Annotated in this window: 13 protein-coding genes, 1 pseudogene and 1 other annotated feature; all 14 genes and pseudogenes read left to right on the plus strand. The window is 47.8% G+C overall.

From position 1 onward, the window contains the following. Window positions 1-29 precede the first annotated feature (29 nt). The 14 genes and pseudogenes from AC0YN0_RS07835 (at window position 30) to AC0YN0_RS07900 (ending at window position 18,015) form a co-directional block, all read left to right on the plus strand. Window positions 30-959, plus strand: a pseudogene (locus AC0YN0_RS07835) (phosphotransferase family protein). A 118-nt stretch (window positions 960-1,077) separates the two neighbouring features. Beyond that, the gene (locus tag AC0YN0_RS07840) at window positions 1,078-2,406 is read left to right on the plus strand and encodes a spore germination protein (RefSeq protein WP_475820703.1); all 1,329 of its coding nucleotides are present in this window, start codon (window positions 1,078-1,080) and stop codon (window positions 2,404-2,406) included. Continuing rightward, window positions 2,399-3,481: a GerAB/ArcD/ProY family transporter gene (locus AC0YN0_RS07845; RefSeq protein WP_475820704.1), complete on the plus strand. Its 1,083-nt coding sequence runs from the start codon at window positions 2,399-2,401 to the stop codon at window positions 3,479-3,481. The genes AC0YN0_RS07840 and AC0YN0_RS07845 overlap by 8 nt, the downstream gene beginning before the upstream one ends. After that, the gene (locus tag AC0YN0_RS07850) at window positions 3,478-4,557 is read left to right on the plus strand and encodes a Ger(x)C family spore germination protein (protein ID WP_475820705.1); all 1,080 of its coding nucleotides are present in this window, start codon (window positions 3,478-3,480) and stop codon (window positions 4,555-4,557) included. The genes AC0YN0_RS07845 and AC0YN0_RS07850 overlap by 4 nt, the downstream gene beginning before the upstream one ends. A gap of 6 nt (window positions 4,558-4,563) precedes the next feature. Then, window positions 4,564-5,943: an MFS transporter gene (locus tag AC0YN0_RS07855; RefSeq protein ID WP_475820706.1), complete on the plus strand. Its 1,380-nt coding sequence runs from the start codon at window positions 4,564-4,566 to the stop codon at window positions 5,941-5,943. A 289-nt stretch (window positions 5,944-6,232) separates the two neighbouring features. Further along, complete coding sequence (locus AC0YN0_RS07860; protein WP_475820707.1) at window positions 6,233-8,023, plus strand: ATP-binding cassette domain-containing protein; 1,791 nt, start codon at window positions 6,233-6,235, stop codon at window positions 8,021-8,023. Window positions 8,024-8,028: 5 nt separating this feature from the next. Continuing rightward, window positions 8,029-9,831 (plus strand): ABC transporter ATP-binding protein, encoded by a 1,803-nt coding sequence (locus AC0YN0_RS07865; protein WP_475820708.1) that lies wholly within the window; start codon window positions 8,029-8,031, stop codon window positions 9,829-9,831. An 84-nt stretch (window positions 9,832-9,915) separates the two neighbouring features. Next, entirely contained in the window at window positions 9,916-10,227 is a 312-nt protein-coding gene (locus tag AC0YN0_RS07870; protein ID WP_475820709.1) for a hypothetical protein, read from the plus strand. 25 nt (window positions 10,228-10,252) lie between these two features. Continuing rightward, window positions 10,253-11,131: an arylamine N-acetyltransferase family protein gene (locus AC0YN0_RS07875; protein ID WP_475820710.1), complete on the plus strand. Its 879-nt coding sequence runs from the start codon at window positions 10,253-10,255 to the stop codon at window positions 11,129-11,131. Between the two features lie 57 nt (window positions 11,132-11,188). Next, window positions 11,189-11,452: a binding site (T-box leader), on the plus strand. Window positions 11,453-11,564: 112 nt separating this feature from the next. Then, window positions 11,565-12,650 carry an aspartate-semialdehyde dehydrogenase gene (gene asd / locus AC0YN0_RS07880; protein ID WP_475820711.1) on the plus strand — a complete coding sequence of 362 codons (1,086 nt, stop codon included), beginning with the start codon at window positions 11,565-11,567 and terminating at the stop codon, window positions 12,648-12,650. Window positions 12,651-12,811: 161 nt separating this feature from the next. Then, window positions 12,812-15,196, plus strand: a complete 2,385-nt coding sequence (locus AC0YN0_RS07885) for a polyprenyl synthetase family protein (protein WP_475820712.1) — start codon at window positions 12,812-12,814, stop codon at window positions 15,194-15,196. Window positions 15,197-15,223: 27 nt separating this feature from the next. Further along, window positions 15,224-15,679, plus strand: coding sequence for a GNAT family N-acetyltransferase (locus tag AC0YN0_RS07890; protein ID WP_475820713.1), 456 nt, complete (start codon window positions 15,224-15,226; stop codon window positions 15,677-15,679). Window positions 15,680-15,700: 21 nt separating this feature from the next. Next, a complete protein-coding gene (locus AC0YN0_RS07895; protein ID WP_475820714.1) occupies window positions 15,701-16,255 on the plus strand; it encodes a GNAT family N-acetyltransferase in 555 nt (184 codons plus the stop codon). Window positions 16,256-16,533: 278 nt separating this feature from the next. Further along, window positions 16,534-18,015: an Lsa family ABC-F type ribosomal protection protein gene (locus tag AC0YN0_RS07900; RefSeq protein ID WP_475820715.1), complete on the plus strand. Its 1,482-nt coding sequence runs from the start codon at window positions 16,534-16,536 to the stop codon at window positions 18,013-18,015. The last annotated feature ends 11 nt before the right edge of the window (window positions 18,016-18,026 follow it).

Below are 18,026 nucleotides of genomic sequence, written 5' to 3' on the forward strand. Positions count from 1 at the left end.
ATAAGCAGCCGCAGCGGACGATCGAAGCTATGATTGCTAGAGCGTTTGGCGATATAACGGCGGTAAGCGTACAAGAGTTGAAGGAAGGATTCTTCAATGTTGCCTATTTAGTCGAGCTGTCGGATGGAACAGAGGTCGTGCTGAAGATCGCGCCGCCCGTAGGCTCAGTTGTCATGACTCATGAGCGTAATATCATGTATGCCGAAGTCGAAGCGATGAGACTGACAGCCGAGAAAACCGACGTTCCCGTTGCAACTATTCTGTATTACGATAACAGTCACGAGTTGTGCGAAGTCGATTATTTCTTTATGAACAAATTAACCGGGAGCAGCTTTCATGCGGTAATGAGTGAGTTGAGCGACGAATTACGGGGACAGATCGATAACCAAGTGGGACAGCTTAATTAACGAATCAACCAAGTGATCGGAGAGAGGTTCGGCTATTTCGGTCAGCCGGATAAGCAAGGCGACAGCTGGTATGAGGTGTTCAGCCGTATTTTGCAGGATGCAATCGATGATGCTAGAGTATTGGACATTGATTTGCAGTGTGATACGGGGTCATTGCTCAAACTGCTAGAGAGAGATAAAACGTATTTCGACGAAGTGACCAAGCCAAGGCTTGTCCATTGGGACTTGTGGGCGGGCAATGTATTCATAGAACAAGGTACCATTACGGGTTTAATCGACTTTGAGAGATGCTTATGGGCGGATGAGCTTATGGAGGTGGGATTTCGGATCTTCGCGAACAATCGTCAATTCCTAAGCGGGTACGGCATCAATGAGCTCACGACTAGCCAATCGATCCGCGCGCGATGGTATGATATGTATTTATTTCTCATCTCGGCGTTGGAATGCGACTATCGAAAGTATCCCGATCGCGGCGTCTACAATTGGGCCATCGGGATGATCAAGGAATGTACGGAAGTTATTAAGGGTACAGAGGAGTTATATTCTAATTGAAAAAGAAGCTGAAAAAGGGAATTCTGCTTTCGTGCAGGATTTCCTTTTTTGTTATAACTCGATGCATAGTTGGTGAAAAAAGGGAAAACATAACAAGAAAATGTTGAGGGGATTTTAGTTGAAATTAATAGATAAGATCATAAAGCGGTTAGGCCAAGACTCCGATTTTTTCAGATACAAAATCTTGCTGTCGAACGAACAGGTCGTCTTGCTTGGCTACCAGTCGTTCATGAGCGTTGCCGAATCGATGAATGAGCTCCATGCGCAAGCAGCAAGGTTCGTTCCCGATGAAAGCGAATACCGATTATGCGAAAGTATCGGCCAAATGATTGAAGATCCGAGCGAGGATTCGATCGTCTCGCTGCTGTTGCGAGGGCAGCTTGTTATTTGGTTCGAATCGGAGGAGGTATTCGTAGACTACCATCCTTATTCCAAAATATTGTCCCGTTCGATCGAAGCGCCTATTACGGAGAACGTACTCCGGGGATCGATTAGCGCATTCGTAGAAGATATCGGAACGAATATCGGATTGATACGGAAGCACGTTGCTTCCGAGGATCTGCGAACGCAGTCCTATGGCGTCGGCCCCGACCGGCAGAAGCAGATCGTTGTTATTTATAAGCAAAATCAAGTCATTCCCAAGCTATTGGAGTCTGTCGTAAAAAAGATTGAAACGAATATTAGCATGAACGTGCAAAACTTGCAGCAATTAAGCAGTATGCTCGGCTTTAGCAAATGGTCAACCGTCACGAAGTTTAATTCGACGGAATTGCCTCAGGAGGTGGACAGGGCGCTGCAGAAAGGAAAAGTCGTGCTGCTGCTGGACCGGTTTCCTTTCGCTCTTATTTTGCCGAGTCTTCTAACCGATATGTTCGCCGTAGAAAATGACCGGAACTTTCTGACCGTCTTCACCTACCTGACACGGTTGCTTCGTATTCTGGGTGTCTTGACCAACATCATTATACCTGGCTTATACGTCTCGCTCGTTTCCGTGAATCCGGACATGCTCCGTATTGAGATCGCGCTTACGATAGCAAGAAGCCGGCTGGACGTTCCATATCCTTCATTGGTGGAGACGCTGCTGCTGCTGCTCATCTTGGAGCTAATCTTCGAAGCAAGCATTCGTCTGCCTAAGAGCATCGGTCCGACACTCACGATGGTCGGCGGCATTATACTCGGACAAGCCGTCGTCAGCGCCAAGCTAGTCAGCAATCTACTCATTATCGTTCTGGCGGCAACGACGATATCGAGTTCAACCGTCGTGGGCTTCCATAACTCATTGTCTATTCGTCTGTTCAAGTATTTGATCCTTATCCTATCGGCAGGCTTCGGATTGTATGGCCTTGTGGCAGGACTGGTCGCCATTTGCGCCTATATGGCAAGCCTTAATTCTTTCGGAATCCCTTATGTGCATATTATGAAGACAAGAGGAGATGCCAATGGTTAAAACAACGCAAGTCACGTCGCTGTTCTTAATTGGCCATATGGGGCTGATCTTCTTTTTCTATCCTGGTCAAATTATCGAAGGCGCAGAGAGCAGCCATTGGGTTCCGATCATGACCGGTTTCCTATTCTACTTCGCTATAATAGCGGTGTATATGAAAGGAATCAGTTATTTCGAAAACCTAAATGTAATCCAAATTTTGCAGCAATTAGGGAAGGTGCTAGCGATCATCCTGCTGCTTCCGCTTGCCGTGTATTTAGTTAGCATAAGTATTGTCACGTTCCGAGCGTATGCCGAGGTCATAAGACTGATCTTCCTTACAAGTACGCCAACCTGGGCCATATTGCTTTTGCTTGTCGCCATTTCGTCCTATATTGCTTTTCTCGGCGTGGAGGCGATATTCCGGACTTCCATTTTGCTTATCATTATGGGCACCCCGCTCGTTCTGTTCGTACTTGCAAGCGCTTTTCAAAATGTGGATTGGCATTATTTGTTTCCCTTGCTGGACAGAGAGGTCATCAACTTCTCTTTCCTGTTCACACCAGGGTTTGCGAAGAGCTTTCTCGCTTTCGGAGGAGGATTTCTATATCTTGGTTTCATTCAGCCCTACGTAACCTACAAACCTTCGAAGATGCTCCGCGCTTACTTTATTCTACTTCCTATGTTTCTTATTTCGGTCTATATCCCGCTTCTGACTTTCGGTCGAAACACGGCGGTATTATTCAGTTTTCCGTTTCTGGAGACGGCTGAGACGATCGAAATCAATTGGCTAATGTTCGATCGGATATCGATGTTTTTTCTAATCTGTTTAATCTCGTTCGTCATGTTGTTCCACGCGATGCTGTTGTGGAAGATAGCACTCATTATACGCGTCGCGATACCTGTAAAGCAGGTTACGATGCTGATCCCTTTGGCAATTGTCGTTTATTCACTCAGTGCTCTTATTCCGGATTGGCATGCCGTCGACCGCTTATTCTGGATGAATACGATTCTTCGCGTGTACGCGATGATGTTCATTCCTGGACTCATGCTCTTTCTTGGCATTCGACATTCGAAGAAGGTTGGTATTAAGACATGAGAATAGGTCGTCAGCGAGTTTTGCGTCTTCTCGGAGTATCGACTCTATTGCTAACGCTAACCGGCTGCTGGGACAACAAAGATATTAATCATCGTTCACTCCCGATCGTGATGGGCGTTTCGAAGTTAGACCAGCAATACCATATCGTTCTGCAAATTCCGGAGCCGCTCCAATCGCAGGGAACCGAGTTCCGTCTTGTCCAAGGTACTGGTGCCACGATCAACGATATTGTAGACCGAATCGGCTCGAACATGGAGACGCAGATGGATTTGCTGCATCTGAAAGTGATATTGTTCGATAAAGCTTATGCGACTAGCGGCCTGAACGATGCGGTTACGGCATTTATACGCTCCAATGAGATATCACCCAAAACGATGGCGGTCATATGCGACGAACCGATCGATCAGTTTTTCCAGAATATAAAACAATACAGCATGAATAACGGAACGCTGCTTGATGATTTCTTTAAAGTGAACGCAGGGTGGAGTCCTCAAGTTGCGACGTCGAGAATTTGGGAGCTATTTCGCAGCATTCACTCTTATACGCACGATGAAGCCATACCGATCATTAGATCGGGGAAGGGCACGATCATAGAGACCAGAGGCAGCGCCATTATACGGAACGGTAAAATGGTGGGCCGTCTTACACCGAATGAAACGCTGATTGCCAATATATTCAGCGGCTTGGACGTAAAGGGCAAGATCGAGGTGATGGACAACGCCACCGTACAGATTGTGAATAATCGGATTACGCACCATAGCTCGATCGTAGATGGCAAACCGGTGCTGAATTGCCAAATCAAGCTTAGAGTCGCATTGCTGGAAACGAAGGGTCATCCGACGCAAGACAAGATCAAGCAGAATCTTCAAGCTCTGTTGACGGAAAGACTTAATCACGTCTTGACGAAAATGAAGGAGGAGCAAGCGGACATACTCGGAATCGGCCAGCTATTCCGTAATAGGTTGAAACGCGACGAGCTCCGGATGTGGCGGGACAACTATTTGCCTAACTTGAAAGCTAACGTCAAGTTCAAAGTATACATCGATAACGAAGGGGATCTGAAAATGGACGTTTAGTTTGGTTTGTACGGAATGAACGGCGAATATGGGGGAAGTGCATTTCCTAAAGCAGCCTATGACGATATAATCAAAGAATCATTGTATCGTGCAGAGGAGGGCTTACCTATTCATCATTCAACTGAACGCAATCAGTCCTATACGGTATCTCCCGAAAAGCAGCAGCAAATATACAAGCGAACATTGATCATTGTCGTGCTAGCTCAGCTATTCGGAGGAACAGGGCTTGCGGCCGGGGTTACTGTCGGAGCGTTGCTCGCCAAGGATATGCTCGGGACGGACGGTTATGGAGGCGTGCCAGTGGCGCTTCTCACGCTAGGTTCGGCCGCCGGCGCTTATCTCATCGGAAGATTGTCCCAGAGCAGCGGGCGCCGGATCGGTCTGGCAGCCGGATTCCTGACCGGCGGCGTCGGGGCTGCGGGCATTGTCTTCGCTGCCGTCGCAGACAGTCTTGTCTTGTTGTTCCTCGCTTTTGTCATTTATGGCGCGGGTACCGCCACGAATCTGCAGGCGAGATACGCGGGGACGGATTTGGCGAAGCCATCGCAACGGGCCAAAGCGATTAGCATTGCCATGGTAGCGACGACGTTCGGAGCGGTTGCGGGGCCGAATCTAGTACCGGTCATGGGCGATTTCGCGGAGGCCAACGGCATTCCCGTGCTTGCCGGACCTTTCATTTTATCGGCCGCCGCATTCATCGTCGCGGGTTTGGTTCTGTTCTTGCTTCTACGTCCTGATCCGCTGCGGATCGCCAAGGCGATCGCAGAGTCGCAGAAGGCATGCTCCGACAGCCATCCGTCTGCCGCGCGCCAGTCGCTCGCTGATGGCCGCAAAGGAATCGTTGTAGGCGCGACTGTAATGGTATTAACCCAGATTGTCATGATTGCGATCATGACCATGACGCCAATCCATATGCAGCATCATGGACACGGCCTTGGAGCGGTAGGACTCGTTATCGGCATCCATATTGGCGCCATGTATTTGCCGTCGCTCTTCACCGGTATATTAGTGGATAAGCTCGGACGAATTCCAATGGCCTTTGCGGCAGGCGTTACTTTATTGCTTGCCGGCTTTATTGCCGCCATTGCGCCAGCGGATTCTTTGACACTGCTGATCGCAGCGTTGACGTTGCTTGGGCTTGGTTGGAACTTCGGACTTATTAGCGGAACGGCCTTGGTCGTCGATGCAACGACAATCGAGAACAGAGCCAAGACGCAAGGCGCTCTTGACGTATTCATTGCTATCGCCGGTGCTTCAGGCGGCGCGTTATCCGGCTTGGTCGTTGCGGAGTCAAGCTACGCTGTACTTGCGATATCCGGCAGCGTTCTCTCGCTATTGCTCATTCCCGTTGGTCTATGGTATAGAGCAGGCAGAGCCAGAACCTAATTTTCACAATAAGAAAATCAAAAACAGGCTAACCATTATGAATGGTTAGCCTGTTTATTCTTGGTCTATTAATTGGTTTGTTTATTCTAGCGAGGTGAAAAGCTTGCGGCAAAATAAAAAAGACACCGCAAGGTGTCACTGTTTATTTCTGTGTGGGTTCAAATAAAGCATGCCGTTCGCTGCTTCTTATAATAGTAGTATAACCTGAGGGAATTTATAAGTCTATACTTTTTATGGAAACTCCGTTATCTTTAACGATGCGGTTTGAGTAAAGAGGTATAGGCGGTGAATGGTCATTCATTATTGGAAATGTTTTCGCAATGCGGCAAATATTTTGTATCGCATCGAGAAGCGATCTGTACTCCTCTTAGCGGCAGCACTCCTGATTTCGGCGCCGATTATGCCGCTTGAGCTTTTGCTTGTCAAAACCATCATTGATCGAATTCAGGCATGGTCGGCTTCAGCGCCGATAAGTCCCCTTTTATGGGCATCTGGGTGGCTTGGTTTACTGATGTTCGTTAACAGTGTTGCGTTAGGAGCGCCGATTCCACTTGCCATGACCCGTCTTAATGAGGTAGGAACGCTTGAGGAACAGCGCCTCATCATGCGCAAAACGTCAAGGCTTTCATTAGCGACTCTCGAATCTGCGAAGGTGAAGGATATGCGAGAACGCGCGCTTCGAGTATCCGTATACGAGATTTATCATACAGGGGCGGAGTTGCTTCAACTGTCTATGCAATTATCGATGCTCATCATCGTTATCATCCGATTGGGCCAATGGCTTCCGGTCATTGCAGTTATTGCTTCCGCATTCTTACTTGTATATATATCCGGTAAATCAGCTGGCAGCATCGAGCGAATGACGCGAGAGCAAAGCTCTGATCGCAGATTATTGCGCCATTATTCCGAACTGATGACGAATCGCAACGCGGCCAAGGAAATGCGGTTGTTCGACTTAGGGTATCTCTTAAGCGATAGATGGACGGTACTAATGGGGCAGACTTCTAAGCATACATTGAGTGCTGTTCGTTCAGCTGAAGGCCGGAAAGTCCCACCTGAGCTGCTAATGGCACTGCTTACCGGGCTGATGCTAGCTTTAGTCGTATTAATGCCCGGACAGAAATTGCTGTCCGCGGGACATTTTGCTTTCCTATTCTTGGCGTTGACGACATTATTATCACAATTGCCAAGCTTAATCAGGCAAGTCGTCGCAATGCGAACACATTATATGAAGTGGGAGGACTTCCAAGCTTATTTAAACCTTGATGAAGTACAACCTAATCGATCAAATAGAGAGGCATCGGCAGCAGTTGAAGAAAAAGTAGAAGAAGGGAAGCAGCCTGGATGCTTGCAACTGCAAGTGAGTAATCTCTATTTCGGATATCCCGGCAATAATCGCGATGCCGTTCGCGGTGTTTCTTTTGTCATTCCTCCGAATAGCCGTGTCGCATTAGTCGGTGAGAACGGATCAGGCAAATCGACATTGGTCAAATTGCTATTAGGACTCTATTCCCCAACGGCAGGGGAAGTCGTATGGAGCCGTTTGAAGGCTGGCCGGATTGTGCCAACATCAGCCGAAGGAAATGTATCCGTCGTCTTCCAAGATTTCACCCGCTTGATGTTGACGCTCCGTGAAAATGTTGCATTAGGTCATATATCGGAACTCATGCATGATAAGCGTTTGCATCAATCCTTGCAGGCAGCTGGCAGTCGGTTCGAGGATTTGAGCATGCAGCTTGGCGTTCCATTCGAGGGCATCGAACCTTCCGGCGGGGAGTGGCAGAAGATTGCGACGGCTCGAGCTATCCTTAATGACGCTGAGTTTGTATTGTTCGATGAGCCGACGGCAGCGCTAGATCCAAAATCAGAGAAGGATGCCTTCGAGCTTTTCTTGCGTGCTTCGGAGGGGCGTTCAGCTTTGCTCGTCACGCACCGGCTGGGAGCGGCGAAGATGGCTGACTTTATCCTCGTTATGAAAGAGGGGCAGCTCGTGGAGCAAGGCACGCATCAACAATTAATGGAGAGGGACGGCCTATATAGCCATATGTTTCAATTACAGGCGTCGTGGTATGCCGGATGAAACAAATGAATATAAAAAAAATCATTCCATTATTTTATCTTCTATGGCGTCATATGCCTCTCCTGTCGCTGGCATGGCTGACTATTCCTATCGTGCTTGGCATGCTTGTCGTTCCGGGATTAGCGGCGCAGCGTGAGCTCGTTGACCTGTTCGTCCATAAGAGTGCTGCCGATACGGTGGGGCGTCAGATGAGCGAGTGGATAGGACACGCTTGGGCGCCTCTAGCTATTTTTACAGCTGTGTCGCTCATTCGGGTAGGTTTATCTGCCCTCCATAACATCATCGATGCCCAATTCCGCGACCAAGCAACGATGAAGATTCAAGCAGCGGTCCATCATAAAGCCGTAAGCGTACCGTTAGAGATGATGGAGCAAACCGAATATTATGATCTGCTGCAAAGAGCGAAGAGCGTGGCGGGAACGGATTTATTCGGAGTGTTGCAAAATGCGATCGCTTTTCTTCGTTTGTTTTTCGAACTCATCGGACTCATTCTCGTCGCGTGGTTCGCCCATCCCGTAATCGGATTCGTACTTGTTGTTGTATTTATAATCTCGTTCGTAATCCGGCTGGAGTCAGATCTTGTTGTCCGTAAGCAGAATCGCGACTTAACCAGGTCTGGGAGACAGTCTGATTATCTGAAGGAGGAGCTCACTAAGCCGGAAACCGTTCGAGAAATGAGGCTCTTCGGTTCACTTGAGTATTTGACCGACAAATGGAGTAGCATGATGCGCGACTCGCTCTCCCTGCGAATGGGAGCGCGCAGGAGAGAAATAAAACGCGGCATGCTCGTATCGACCGTGCAGATCATAGGGTTAATCGGAACGGTCACATGGATGTTGTCTCAGTTAAAATCGGGGAACTTTACGGCGGGTACGTTCGTTATTGTTTTTCTAGCTATGCGGCAAGCTTACGGCATATCCGGAAGAATGGCTTTTCCAATCGGCAAGATCGTTATTCAAAGCGATAAGATTAACGATCTGGCAGTCTACTTATCAATGAATCAGAAGTCGGATTCACGAGGTGCGGCACCGCTTGCTAACGAGCCGTTAAAGCCAAGGGAAATTATATTTAATAAGGTTAACTATCGATATTTGAACAGTAACGAATATGTGTTGCGAGACATCAATATGAGGCTCAATCCGGGCGAGACGGTTGCTCTGGTCGGAGAGAACGGGGCTGGTAAATCCACGCTTGTGAAGCTGCTTCTTGGTTTATATGAACCGACTTCGGGTTCTGTGACGTGGGATGGCATTGATTATAAGCAGCTAGACTGCTCGAGGCTGCGGAGATCCTCGTCAGCGGTATTCCAAGACTATGTTCGGTATGAAACGACTTTGCGCGATAATGTTGGCTTCGGTGCAACAGCGTTTCTGCACAATGACTCCGCGATTAATCATGCCTTGGAAGCCGGAGGTCTAGTCGATTTGAAGCATTTTGAAGACGGGTTAGAAGCTTCGTTAGGCTTGTTGTCCGCCGGCGGCCGCGAGTTAAGCGGCGGTCAATGGCAGCGGCTGGCGATTGCCAGGGCGGCCATTCGAAATGCGGGACTGCTCGTCCTTGATGAACCGACCTCTGCGATTGATCCGGTGCATGAGACCGAGCTCTATCGCTCCTTCCAAGCGCTTGCAGCAGGCAAGACGGTGCTGTTCGTCTCGCATCGTCTAGGCTGGGCCCGTTATGCGGATCGGATCGTCGTTCTTAATGGTGGAGAGATCGCGGAGGAGGGCGATCATGAGTCGCTGATGGCTGCCGATGGCGTCTATGCCGCAATGTTCCGGGCACAAGCTTCATGGTATCGGGAGGCTTAAGTCGCATGTTGCACCCCTTCGGATATCGCTGTAAAATAAATTTTATGCAATCGGCTAATCGATTATTGAACTGGAGGACATAGGATGAGCAAGCGTTATCGAGTCACAAGAGAATATCAACAACATAGAAGTGCGGAGGAGCAAGCGATATCGTTAGAGGAATGCAAACGATATTTTGCGACAAAGCCTGATTTCACCTATTCGCCCGTGTTCATCGCTCATGGCGAGACGACGATGACGATTGAAGGGGATTTCTTCATGTGGAGCCACGGAGATGCATTCATCCCATTCCGTCATTATGGCGGAGATATTTATGTCTCAGGCAGCAATGATGCCGTTATACCTGTGATGATGGAAGTGGCAAGTGAATTGACGGCGGATGTGGAAGAAGGATAGTTGCAAGAGTGGAGGCTGAACTCATTTGTATACGCTCGCGAAAGAACAAATAAAGGCTTATTTGCAGCGAATTGGAATCAAGGAACATCAGCCGCCAACAAAAGCTTACTTGGCTGCTCTTCATGAGGCGCATGTTCGAACACTTACTTGGCAAACCATAGATATTTTTACAAGAAAACCGGCAATAATCGGATTTGAGCCGTCTGTAAAGCTGATTCTAAGCGGCAGAAGCGGTTATTGCTTTCATTTGAACGGGGCGTTCAGCGCGCTTCTTCATTCTTTGGGTTATCAGGTTAACCTGCATCGTGCAGGCGTTCAGCCTTTGGGCTTAGAGCCGAGAGTGAACTCGTTCCACTTGGGTCTCAGCGTCGATTTTAAAGACGAGCAATCGAAGCCTGAGAAATGGATTGTGGATGTAGGACTCGGGGATATGCCCTATCGCCCGCTGCCCATGCAATACGGATCATATGAGCAAGGCCCATTGCATTATAAGGTGACCGAATCATCGGTCGTGACGCCAGGGTGGCGGCTTGAACATGATCCGAGCGCTTCTTTTGTCGGCGTAGATATTGATGCTGAAGTGCTGACCGGGCTGGATGAGTTCTATCCGAAGCATGAGCATTACAGCCGTTCACCAGAATCCCCATGGATGAATATATTTCTAATAAGACAACGCGATGCGGAGGAAAGCAATGAGCTTCGCGGCTGCATTTGGAGCAAGCGCGACCGTAATGGAGTGTCAAAAACCGAATTGGTTAATGAGTCCCAATGGCTTAGCGTACTAGCGGACGTGTTCGGTGAAAAGCTCGTTCACTACGACAGCATCGAACGAAACTTATTATGGAAAAGGGTTGAAGCTGACCATCAAGCATGGAAGGCTTCAAGGGCTGACGAAATTAATTAATATATTTTCAAAAAAAATGTTTACCTTTGAAAAGTAATTTGATAATATAATCGCATATGAAATGCTATGAAGAGACGAGTAAATAAAGGGATACTTTCACAGAGAGCTCCGTCCGCTGAAAAGGAGCAAAGCGTACTTTATTGAACAAAGACTCAGAGCAGCGCATGGGAACCGTGAACAACGGGGATCATGTGCCAGGAGCTCCTGTTACAGAGCTAGAGTATAAGCATTGATTGACAATGTCGTACTCGAAGAGGCTAATATGGCGACATATTGGCGAATCTGGGGTGGTACCGCGAGTATAATAATCTCGTCCCTAAGACATCAGTCTTGGGGGTGGGATTTTTTTGTTGCCTTTATGGAAAGGATAGCTTGCAAGTAACATAGTATAGGTTGCCCATTCATATTTCATGCGAAAGGATTTGAAGAGCAAATGTCACAATTACTCAAAGTTACTATCGTCGGAGGAACAGGCATGGTTGGCCAACGCTTCGTTCAATTGCTCGACGGTCACCCATGGTTCAAAGTAACAGCAATCGCTGCCAGCGCGAGCTCGGCCGGCAAAACATATGAACAATCCGTACAAGGAAGATGGAAGCTAGCTACCCCAATTCCTGAAGAAGTGAAGCAAATCGTCGTTCAAGACGCTTCCAAAGTGGAAGAGGTTGCGGCTGACGTAGACTTTATCTTCTGCGCGGTCGATATGAAGAAAGATGAAATTAAAGCGTTGGAAGAAGCTTACGCGAAGACAGGAACGCCGGTAATCTCCAACAACTCGGCGCATCGCTGGACAGCGGATGTTCCGATGATCATTCCGGAAATTAACCCAAGCCATATGGACATCATTGCAGCACAACGCAAACGTCTTGGAACTTCGACCGGCTTCATCGCCGTGAAGCCGAACTGCTCCATCCAAAGCTATGTGCCGGCCCTTCATGCGCTTCAGGATTTCAAACCGACGACAGTCGTGGCATCGACTTACCAGGCGATCTCCGGAGCAGGGAAAAACTTCACCGACTGGCCGGATATGCTCGATAATGTTATCCCGTATATTGGCGGCGAGGAAGAGAAAAGCGAGCAGGAGCCGCTTCGAATCTGGGGCAGCATCGAGAACGATCAGATCGTGAAAGCAAGCGCTCCGTTGATCACGACGCAGTGCATCCGCGTACCGGTAACGGACGGACATCTCGCAACGGTATTCGTATCGTTCGAGAACAAACCATCGAAGGAAGAAATTCTTGCTCGTTGGCAGAACTTCAAAGGCCGTCCACAAGAGCTGGAATTGCCTAGCGCGCCTAAGCAATTCATTACGTATTTCGAGGAAGAGAACAGACCGCAGACGAAGCTGGATCGCGACATCGAGAACGGTATGGGCGTATCGGCGGGCAGATTGCGCGAGGACTCGTTGTATGATTTCAAATTCGTAGGCTTATCGCACAACACGCTTCGCGGCGCGGCTGGCGGCGCAGTACTGATCGCTGAACTGCTGAAAGCGGAAGGTTATATTCAGCCTAAATAATGATAAAGATCAAAAAAACAAGAGCGCAGATCTAACTGCACTCTTGTTTTTTTGTTCATAATAAGCCAACATAAGGAATGAGCTCAAAGTGCTCCGTAACCGGGACCATTCTGACGCGTATTATTGTTTTATCATAAACAGAAGGTGAGTTAATCTATCGTATGAATGTGGGAATATCCGAACGTTCCGATACATGGTATAACAATGCTGAGGTGAAGGCGGCTCAGTATTTTCAATCGCTTTCGGCGCAGGTTGCAAACAAGTCCTATGTGACAACCTTGACGGAAGACATTCGATTATGGCAAAAGGTTCATGTCAAACCTCATTCTTTGCTTGCGATGCTTACGCGATTAAACAAGAGACCGGAAGCTCATGATTACAGCAGATATATCCGCTGGTTGAGCGACAATGGGAAGCTGGATAGTTATTTGGATCGAAGCGTGTCGTATATTTATATGAGGGATTTGGGCAAAGCGCTGCATTCTTCCGATGCAAAGGACCAAATAAGAGATATAGTTAATGACGTTAAGAAACACTTGTTGCGCGGTTCCCATACGAAGCATGACGAGCAGCCGCAATTTATGAACATGCACGGTCTATATCGTTGGGCCCAGAAGGAAGGCATCGAGAACGCCGCTATTTGGGTGATCGGCAAGATAAGGGCCGTAACCTCGATTATTCCGGAAGGAATGAATGCGGAGCAAGCTGTCCGCAAGCTGATCAAGCTTATTGTTGGTGTAGTCATGCATGTCATGGACGACATGGACAGTTCCGTATTGCCAGCAGATCGTGCCAAGCGATTAGATGAAGCGATCAGACTCGGTTATTCCTACGGCCTGACCTATCCATTCATTGATGATCTGCTCGATTCTGGAGTGTTGGATAAAGAAGAGAAAAAACAATATTCTCAAATGATCCGTGCGACGCTTATGGATGGAGCCGTACCGGATATAGAAGAATGGAACGGCAACAATAGAGAACTAGTGCATTTCGTGCACGCAGAGCTGCGCGACGCATTCGAATATATTAAGCGGGGCCAATTGCCGGATACGATGCAAGCCTTCACAGAACAGTCCTATGTATTTTTTCATTCCCAGGATCTAGACCGAATGAAGGAGCTTCACAATTCAAGCTACACGAATGAGGAGCTATATTTGCCTGTTATCATTAAGTCTTCCTCTTCACGGCTGATTGTTCGTTCCGTTATCGGGTCTGATGCAGATGACGGTTTCGATCAACGAACCTTTTACTACGGAATTTATAATCAGCTTGCTGATGATTTTGCCGATATGTTCGACGATATGAGGGACGGAGCGGTTACGGCTTACACTTATTATTTAACCTATCGTGACAGCCGTCCAGATCTTATTAATCCGTACGAATTGTATTGGGCGGTCATCGCTTACTTGATTCATAATGTATATGACTCCGATGCCAAGTCTCGTGAGGTGCTGTTGTCGCGTGCCATTAACGGCCTAAAGCGATGCAAGCAACGTGTCGGTGATGTGAAGTATAACGAGATCATGGACATATTTGCTTCGGGAAATCCGGTGTTCAATCGACTTATTGGGCGGATGGTAGGCCGAGCGGACAACGTTGATTTCTATGACAAGCTGCTGCGGGATCAGATGGTGGACGTTCTTAGAAACGACAGGCAAGAGAAGGAACAGTTTCTGGAGACGATTAAAAATGTACGGGATCAGATCAATAGCCATTTGCCAATATCTAAGCCAAACGGGATTCCCGCCATGAAAGAAACGCTGATTGACGCTGCCAACTATAGTCTGAACGGGGATGGCAAGCGAATTCGTCCTATACTGACTTGGGTCATGGGCGTTAATGAATACGGATTGAGTCCTACGGGGATATTGCCGCTTCTTAGATCGCTCGAATATATGCATACCGCTTCATTGATCTTCGATGATTTGCCGTCGCAAGATAATTCTTCTGCCCGCAGGGGGCGTCCAACGCTGCATCAGCTTCATAATAGCGCTACAGCGGAATTAACGGGACTGTATCTCATACAGAAAGGGATTGAAGAGCAAGCGTCGCTTGTCGCGTTCGATGCCAATAACGTGCTTGCTGTGATCCGCTATTCCTCTCAGAAAGCTGCCGATATGAGTGCGGGCCAAGCAATGGATTTGAATGCCAGAGGCAAAGAGCTTACGCTTGCTCAATTGAACACGATCAGTTATTACAAAACGGGAATTGCTTTCGAAGCTTCACTTGTCATGCCGGCCATTCTTGCCCAAGTAGGGAATTCAGAGATACAATCGTTGAAGAAGTTTTCGTATCATGCGGGAATCGCCTTCCAAATTAAGGATGATTTACTTGATGCGGAAGGGAATACTCTAGTGCTTGGCAAGCCCGCAGGCCAAGATATTGCCAACAACAATTCGACCTTCGTAACCGTTCTCGGCGTGGAGGATGCGCGTAAGACGATGTGGGATCATTATTGTCTAGCGATGGAAGTATTGAGAGATATTCCTCGCAATACGGCCTTCTTAAAGCAATTATTGAATTATTTAATTACTCGTGATAAATAGGTAGTAAGACGTAGGAGTGGAGACGCTATGGATATCAGAGTGGATGATTTATCCGGATCGAAAGTGATTGCTTTGGTTAATTATCATCTTCAAGGGATGTACGACAATACGCCGGCTGAAAGTGTGCATGCGCTGGGACTTGCTGAACTCAGAAAGCCGGATATTACGTTTTGGAGCGCTTGGGAGGGAGAGGAGCTGCTTGGTTGCGGTGCAATCAAGCAGCTGGATCCGAAGCACGGAGAGATTAAGTCCATGCGCACGGTTGCTGAGCATCTTCGAAAAGGCGTAGCCAAACATATTTTGCTGCAAATGCTCGAGACAGCGAAAGCTAGAGGGTATGAGCGTTTGAGCTTGGAAACGGGGAGTACGATCGATTTCGAGCCAGCGAGAATGCTCTATGAGCGACTGGGCTTCGCTTACTGCGGACCGTTCGCGGATTATACCGACGATCCGCTTAGCGCCTTTATGACGAAAAAATTGTAAGTCCAATTAGAGAAAGCGGGGATGGCGATGACACAAATCTTCAGCATCGAGAAAGCGACCCTCCTGAACGGAGCATTTACGATTGGACAAGCTAAGCCAGAGGACACGGATGCGATTCTAGCGCTCTTGCTGGAGACGGCGAAGTGGCTGCAAAGCAAAGGCTCAACCCAGTGGAGCGCACTGCTAAGCGGGGAAGACTCGCATGATACAGCCGGGGCGATCAGACGAGGCGATGTCTTTCTTGCCAAGGACGGGGAGACAGCGGCAGGTATCGTTATACTGATGCGCGAGCCAAGCGAGTGGGATCTTCGTCTTTGGGGAGCTGCAGAGAGTTCATACGATCGCGCCATCTATCTGCATCGTCTTGCAATCAGCCGTAGTTATGCGAAGTCGGGGCTTGGCGAAGCCATTCTGCAATGGTCCAATTCAGGCATATTGTTCGAAGGCAAGGACGTTGTTCGCTTAGACTGCATAGCGGACAATCCGACCCTAAATGATCTATACAGCCGGAACGGTTATGTGAATAAGGGAGTAACGGATGGCTTCAACCTATACGAGAAGCCGGTTGAATTATGAAATAAGGTATGGTAAGATACTTCTAATTTAACGATTGGGGTTGAACGGAATAATGTAATATTTCTTGCAGCGAGTATACATGGATAAAACGATCAAGGCGAGTTTGTTTCGTCTGTTTTATTTGTTATATGCAAGAAAGTTACAACGTTCTTCATGACTCAATCTAAATATCCTTATCCTAATCCGCGTGGCGGGTTGGATTTGCTGTATTTATTTGAGCTACAAGAAAGTAACTTTCTTGTAGCTCTTATTTTTTTACTTACAGGAGGATATTATTTATGTCATTAATAAATGTGTCGAATTTGACGTTTGCCTACGACGGCAGCTATGATTTTATATTCGAAAACGTAAGTTTTCAGATTGATACCGATTGGAAATTAGGCTTTATGGGAAGAAACGGCAGAGGGAAAACAACCTTCTTGAACTTGCTGCTGGGCAAATACGAGTTCGGCGGCAGCATTTCGGCCAAGGTCGGCTTTGAATATTTTCCGTTCCCCGTTGCGAACAAAGAGAATAATGTGTTGGACGTTATCGACGAGATTATACCGGATTATGAGCACTGGGAATTGATGCGCGAGCTTTCTTTGCTTAAAGTAACCGAGGATGTGCTGTATCGGCCATTCGATTCCTTGTCGAACGGTGAGCAGACGAAGGTGCTGCTGGCGGCGTTATTTCTTAAGGAAAATAGCTTTCTGCTCATTGACGAGCCGACGAACCATTTGGACATGGAGGCTAGGAGGCTTGTCAGCCGGTATTTGAGTTCGAAAAGCGGTTATATTCTCGTGTCGCATGACCGTTCCTTCCTTGACCGCTGCGTCGATCATATTCTTTCGATCAATAAGACGAATGTCGAAATACAGAAGGGAAACTTCTCCGACTGGTGGGAAAATAAGCAGCGGCAGGATCAATTCGAGCTCGCCGAAAACGACAAGCTGAAAAAGGACATTCATCGTCTGTCGGAAGCGTCTAAACGTACGGGCAATTGGTCGCATGAAGTGGAGAAGACGAAAAACGGAACAAGAAATTCTGGTTCTAAGGTCGATAAAGGTTATGTTGGCCATAAGGCTGCTAAAATGATGAAACGCTCCAAATCGCTAGAGCACAGGCAGCAATCGGCCATTGATGAGAAGTCGCAACTGCTCAAAAATATCGAGAGCTCCGAGAAGTTGAAAATTGCCCAGCTTGCTTATCATAAGAAACAGCTCGCCGAGCTTGAGCATGTCTCGATCCAATATGGAGAGAAGACGGTCTGCTCGGACATCAGCTTTACGATTGAGCAAGGGGAGAGAATCGCATTAACGGGCAAAAACGGATCCGGAAAGTCAAGCCTCATCAAGCTCATCTGCGGCGAGGATTTATCGTATACCGGAACCTTCAGAAGGGGCAGCCAGCTAAAAATATCTTATGTGTCGCAGGACACCTCGCATTTGCATGGCAATCTGACAGATTACGCAAGACAAAGCGGCATTGATGAAAGCTTGTTCAAAGCGATCTTACGGAAGCTGGATTTCGCCAGAGTGCAATTCGAGAAAGATATATCGTCATACAGCGGCGGTCAGAAGAAGAAGGTGCTCATTGCCAAGAGTTTGTGCGAGAACGTCCATTTGCTAATCTGGGATGAACCGCTTAACTTCATCGATGTCATTTCCCGGATGCAAATCGAGGAGCTGCTGCTCGAATACGAGCCGACCATACTGTTCGTAGAGCATGATAGCGAATTCTGCAGCAATATTGCCACGAAGACGATAGCGCTGAAGTAGATTATTACAAA

The organism is Paenibacillus sp. J22P218, from assembly GCF_056269195.1.

Bases quoted from the DNA above. Each gene is read 5' to 3' on its own strand.
- AC0YN0_RS07845 (WP_475820704.1), top strand. From the start codon at position 2,399: ATGGTTAAAACAACGCAAGTCACGTCGCTGTTCTTAATTGGCCATATG.
- AC0YN0_RS07850 (WP_475820705.1), top strand. From the start codon at position 3,478: ATGAGAATAGGTCGTCAGCGAGTTTTGCGTCTTCTCGGAGTATCGACT.
- AC0YN0_RS07860 (WP_475820707.1), top strand. From the start codon at position 6,233: ATGGTCATTCATTATTGGAAATGTTTTCGCAATGCGGCAAATATTTTG.
- AC0YN0_RS07865 (WP_475820708.1), top strand. From the start codon at position 8,029: ATGAATATAAAAAAAATCATTCCATTATTTTATCTTCTATGGCGTCAT.
- AC0YN0_RS07870 (WP_475820709.1), top strand. From the start codon at position 9,916: ATGAGCAAGCGTTATCGAGTCACAAGAGAATATCAACAACATAGAAGT.
- asd (WP_475820711.1), top strand. From the start codon at position 11,565: ATGTCACAATTACTCAAAGTTACTATCGTCGGAGGAACAGGCATGGTT.
- AC0YN0_RS07885 (WP_475820712.1), top strand. From the start codon at position 12,812: ATGAATGTGGGAATATCCGAACGTTCCGATACATGGTATAACAATGCT.
- AC0YN0_RS07890 (WP_475820713.1), top strand. From the start codon at position 15,224: ATGGATATCAGAGTGGATGATTTATCCGGATCGAAAGTGATTGCTTTG.
- AC0YN0_RS07895 (WP_475820714.1), top strand. From the start codon at position 15,701: ATGGCGATGACACAAATCTTCAGCATCGAGAAAGCGACCCTCCTGAAC.
- AC0YN0_RS07900 (WP_475820715.1), top strand. From the start codon at position 16,534: ATGTCATTAATAAATGTGTCGAATTTGACGTTTGCCTACGACGGCAGC.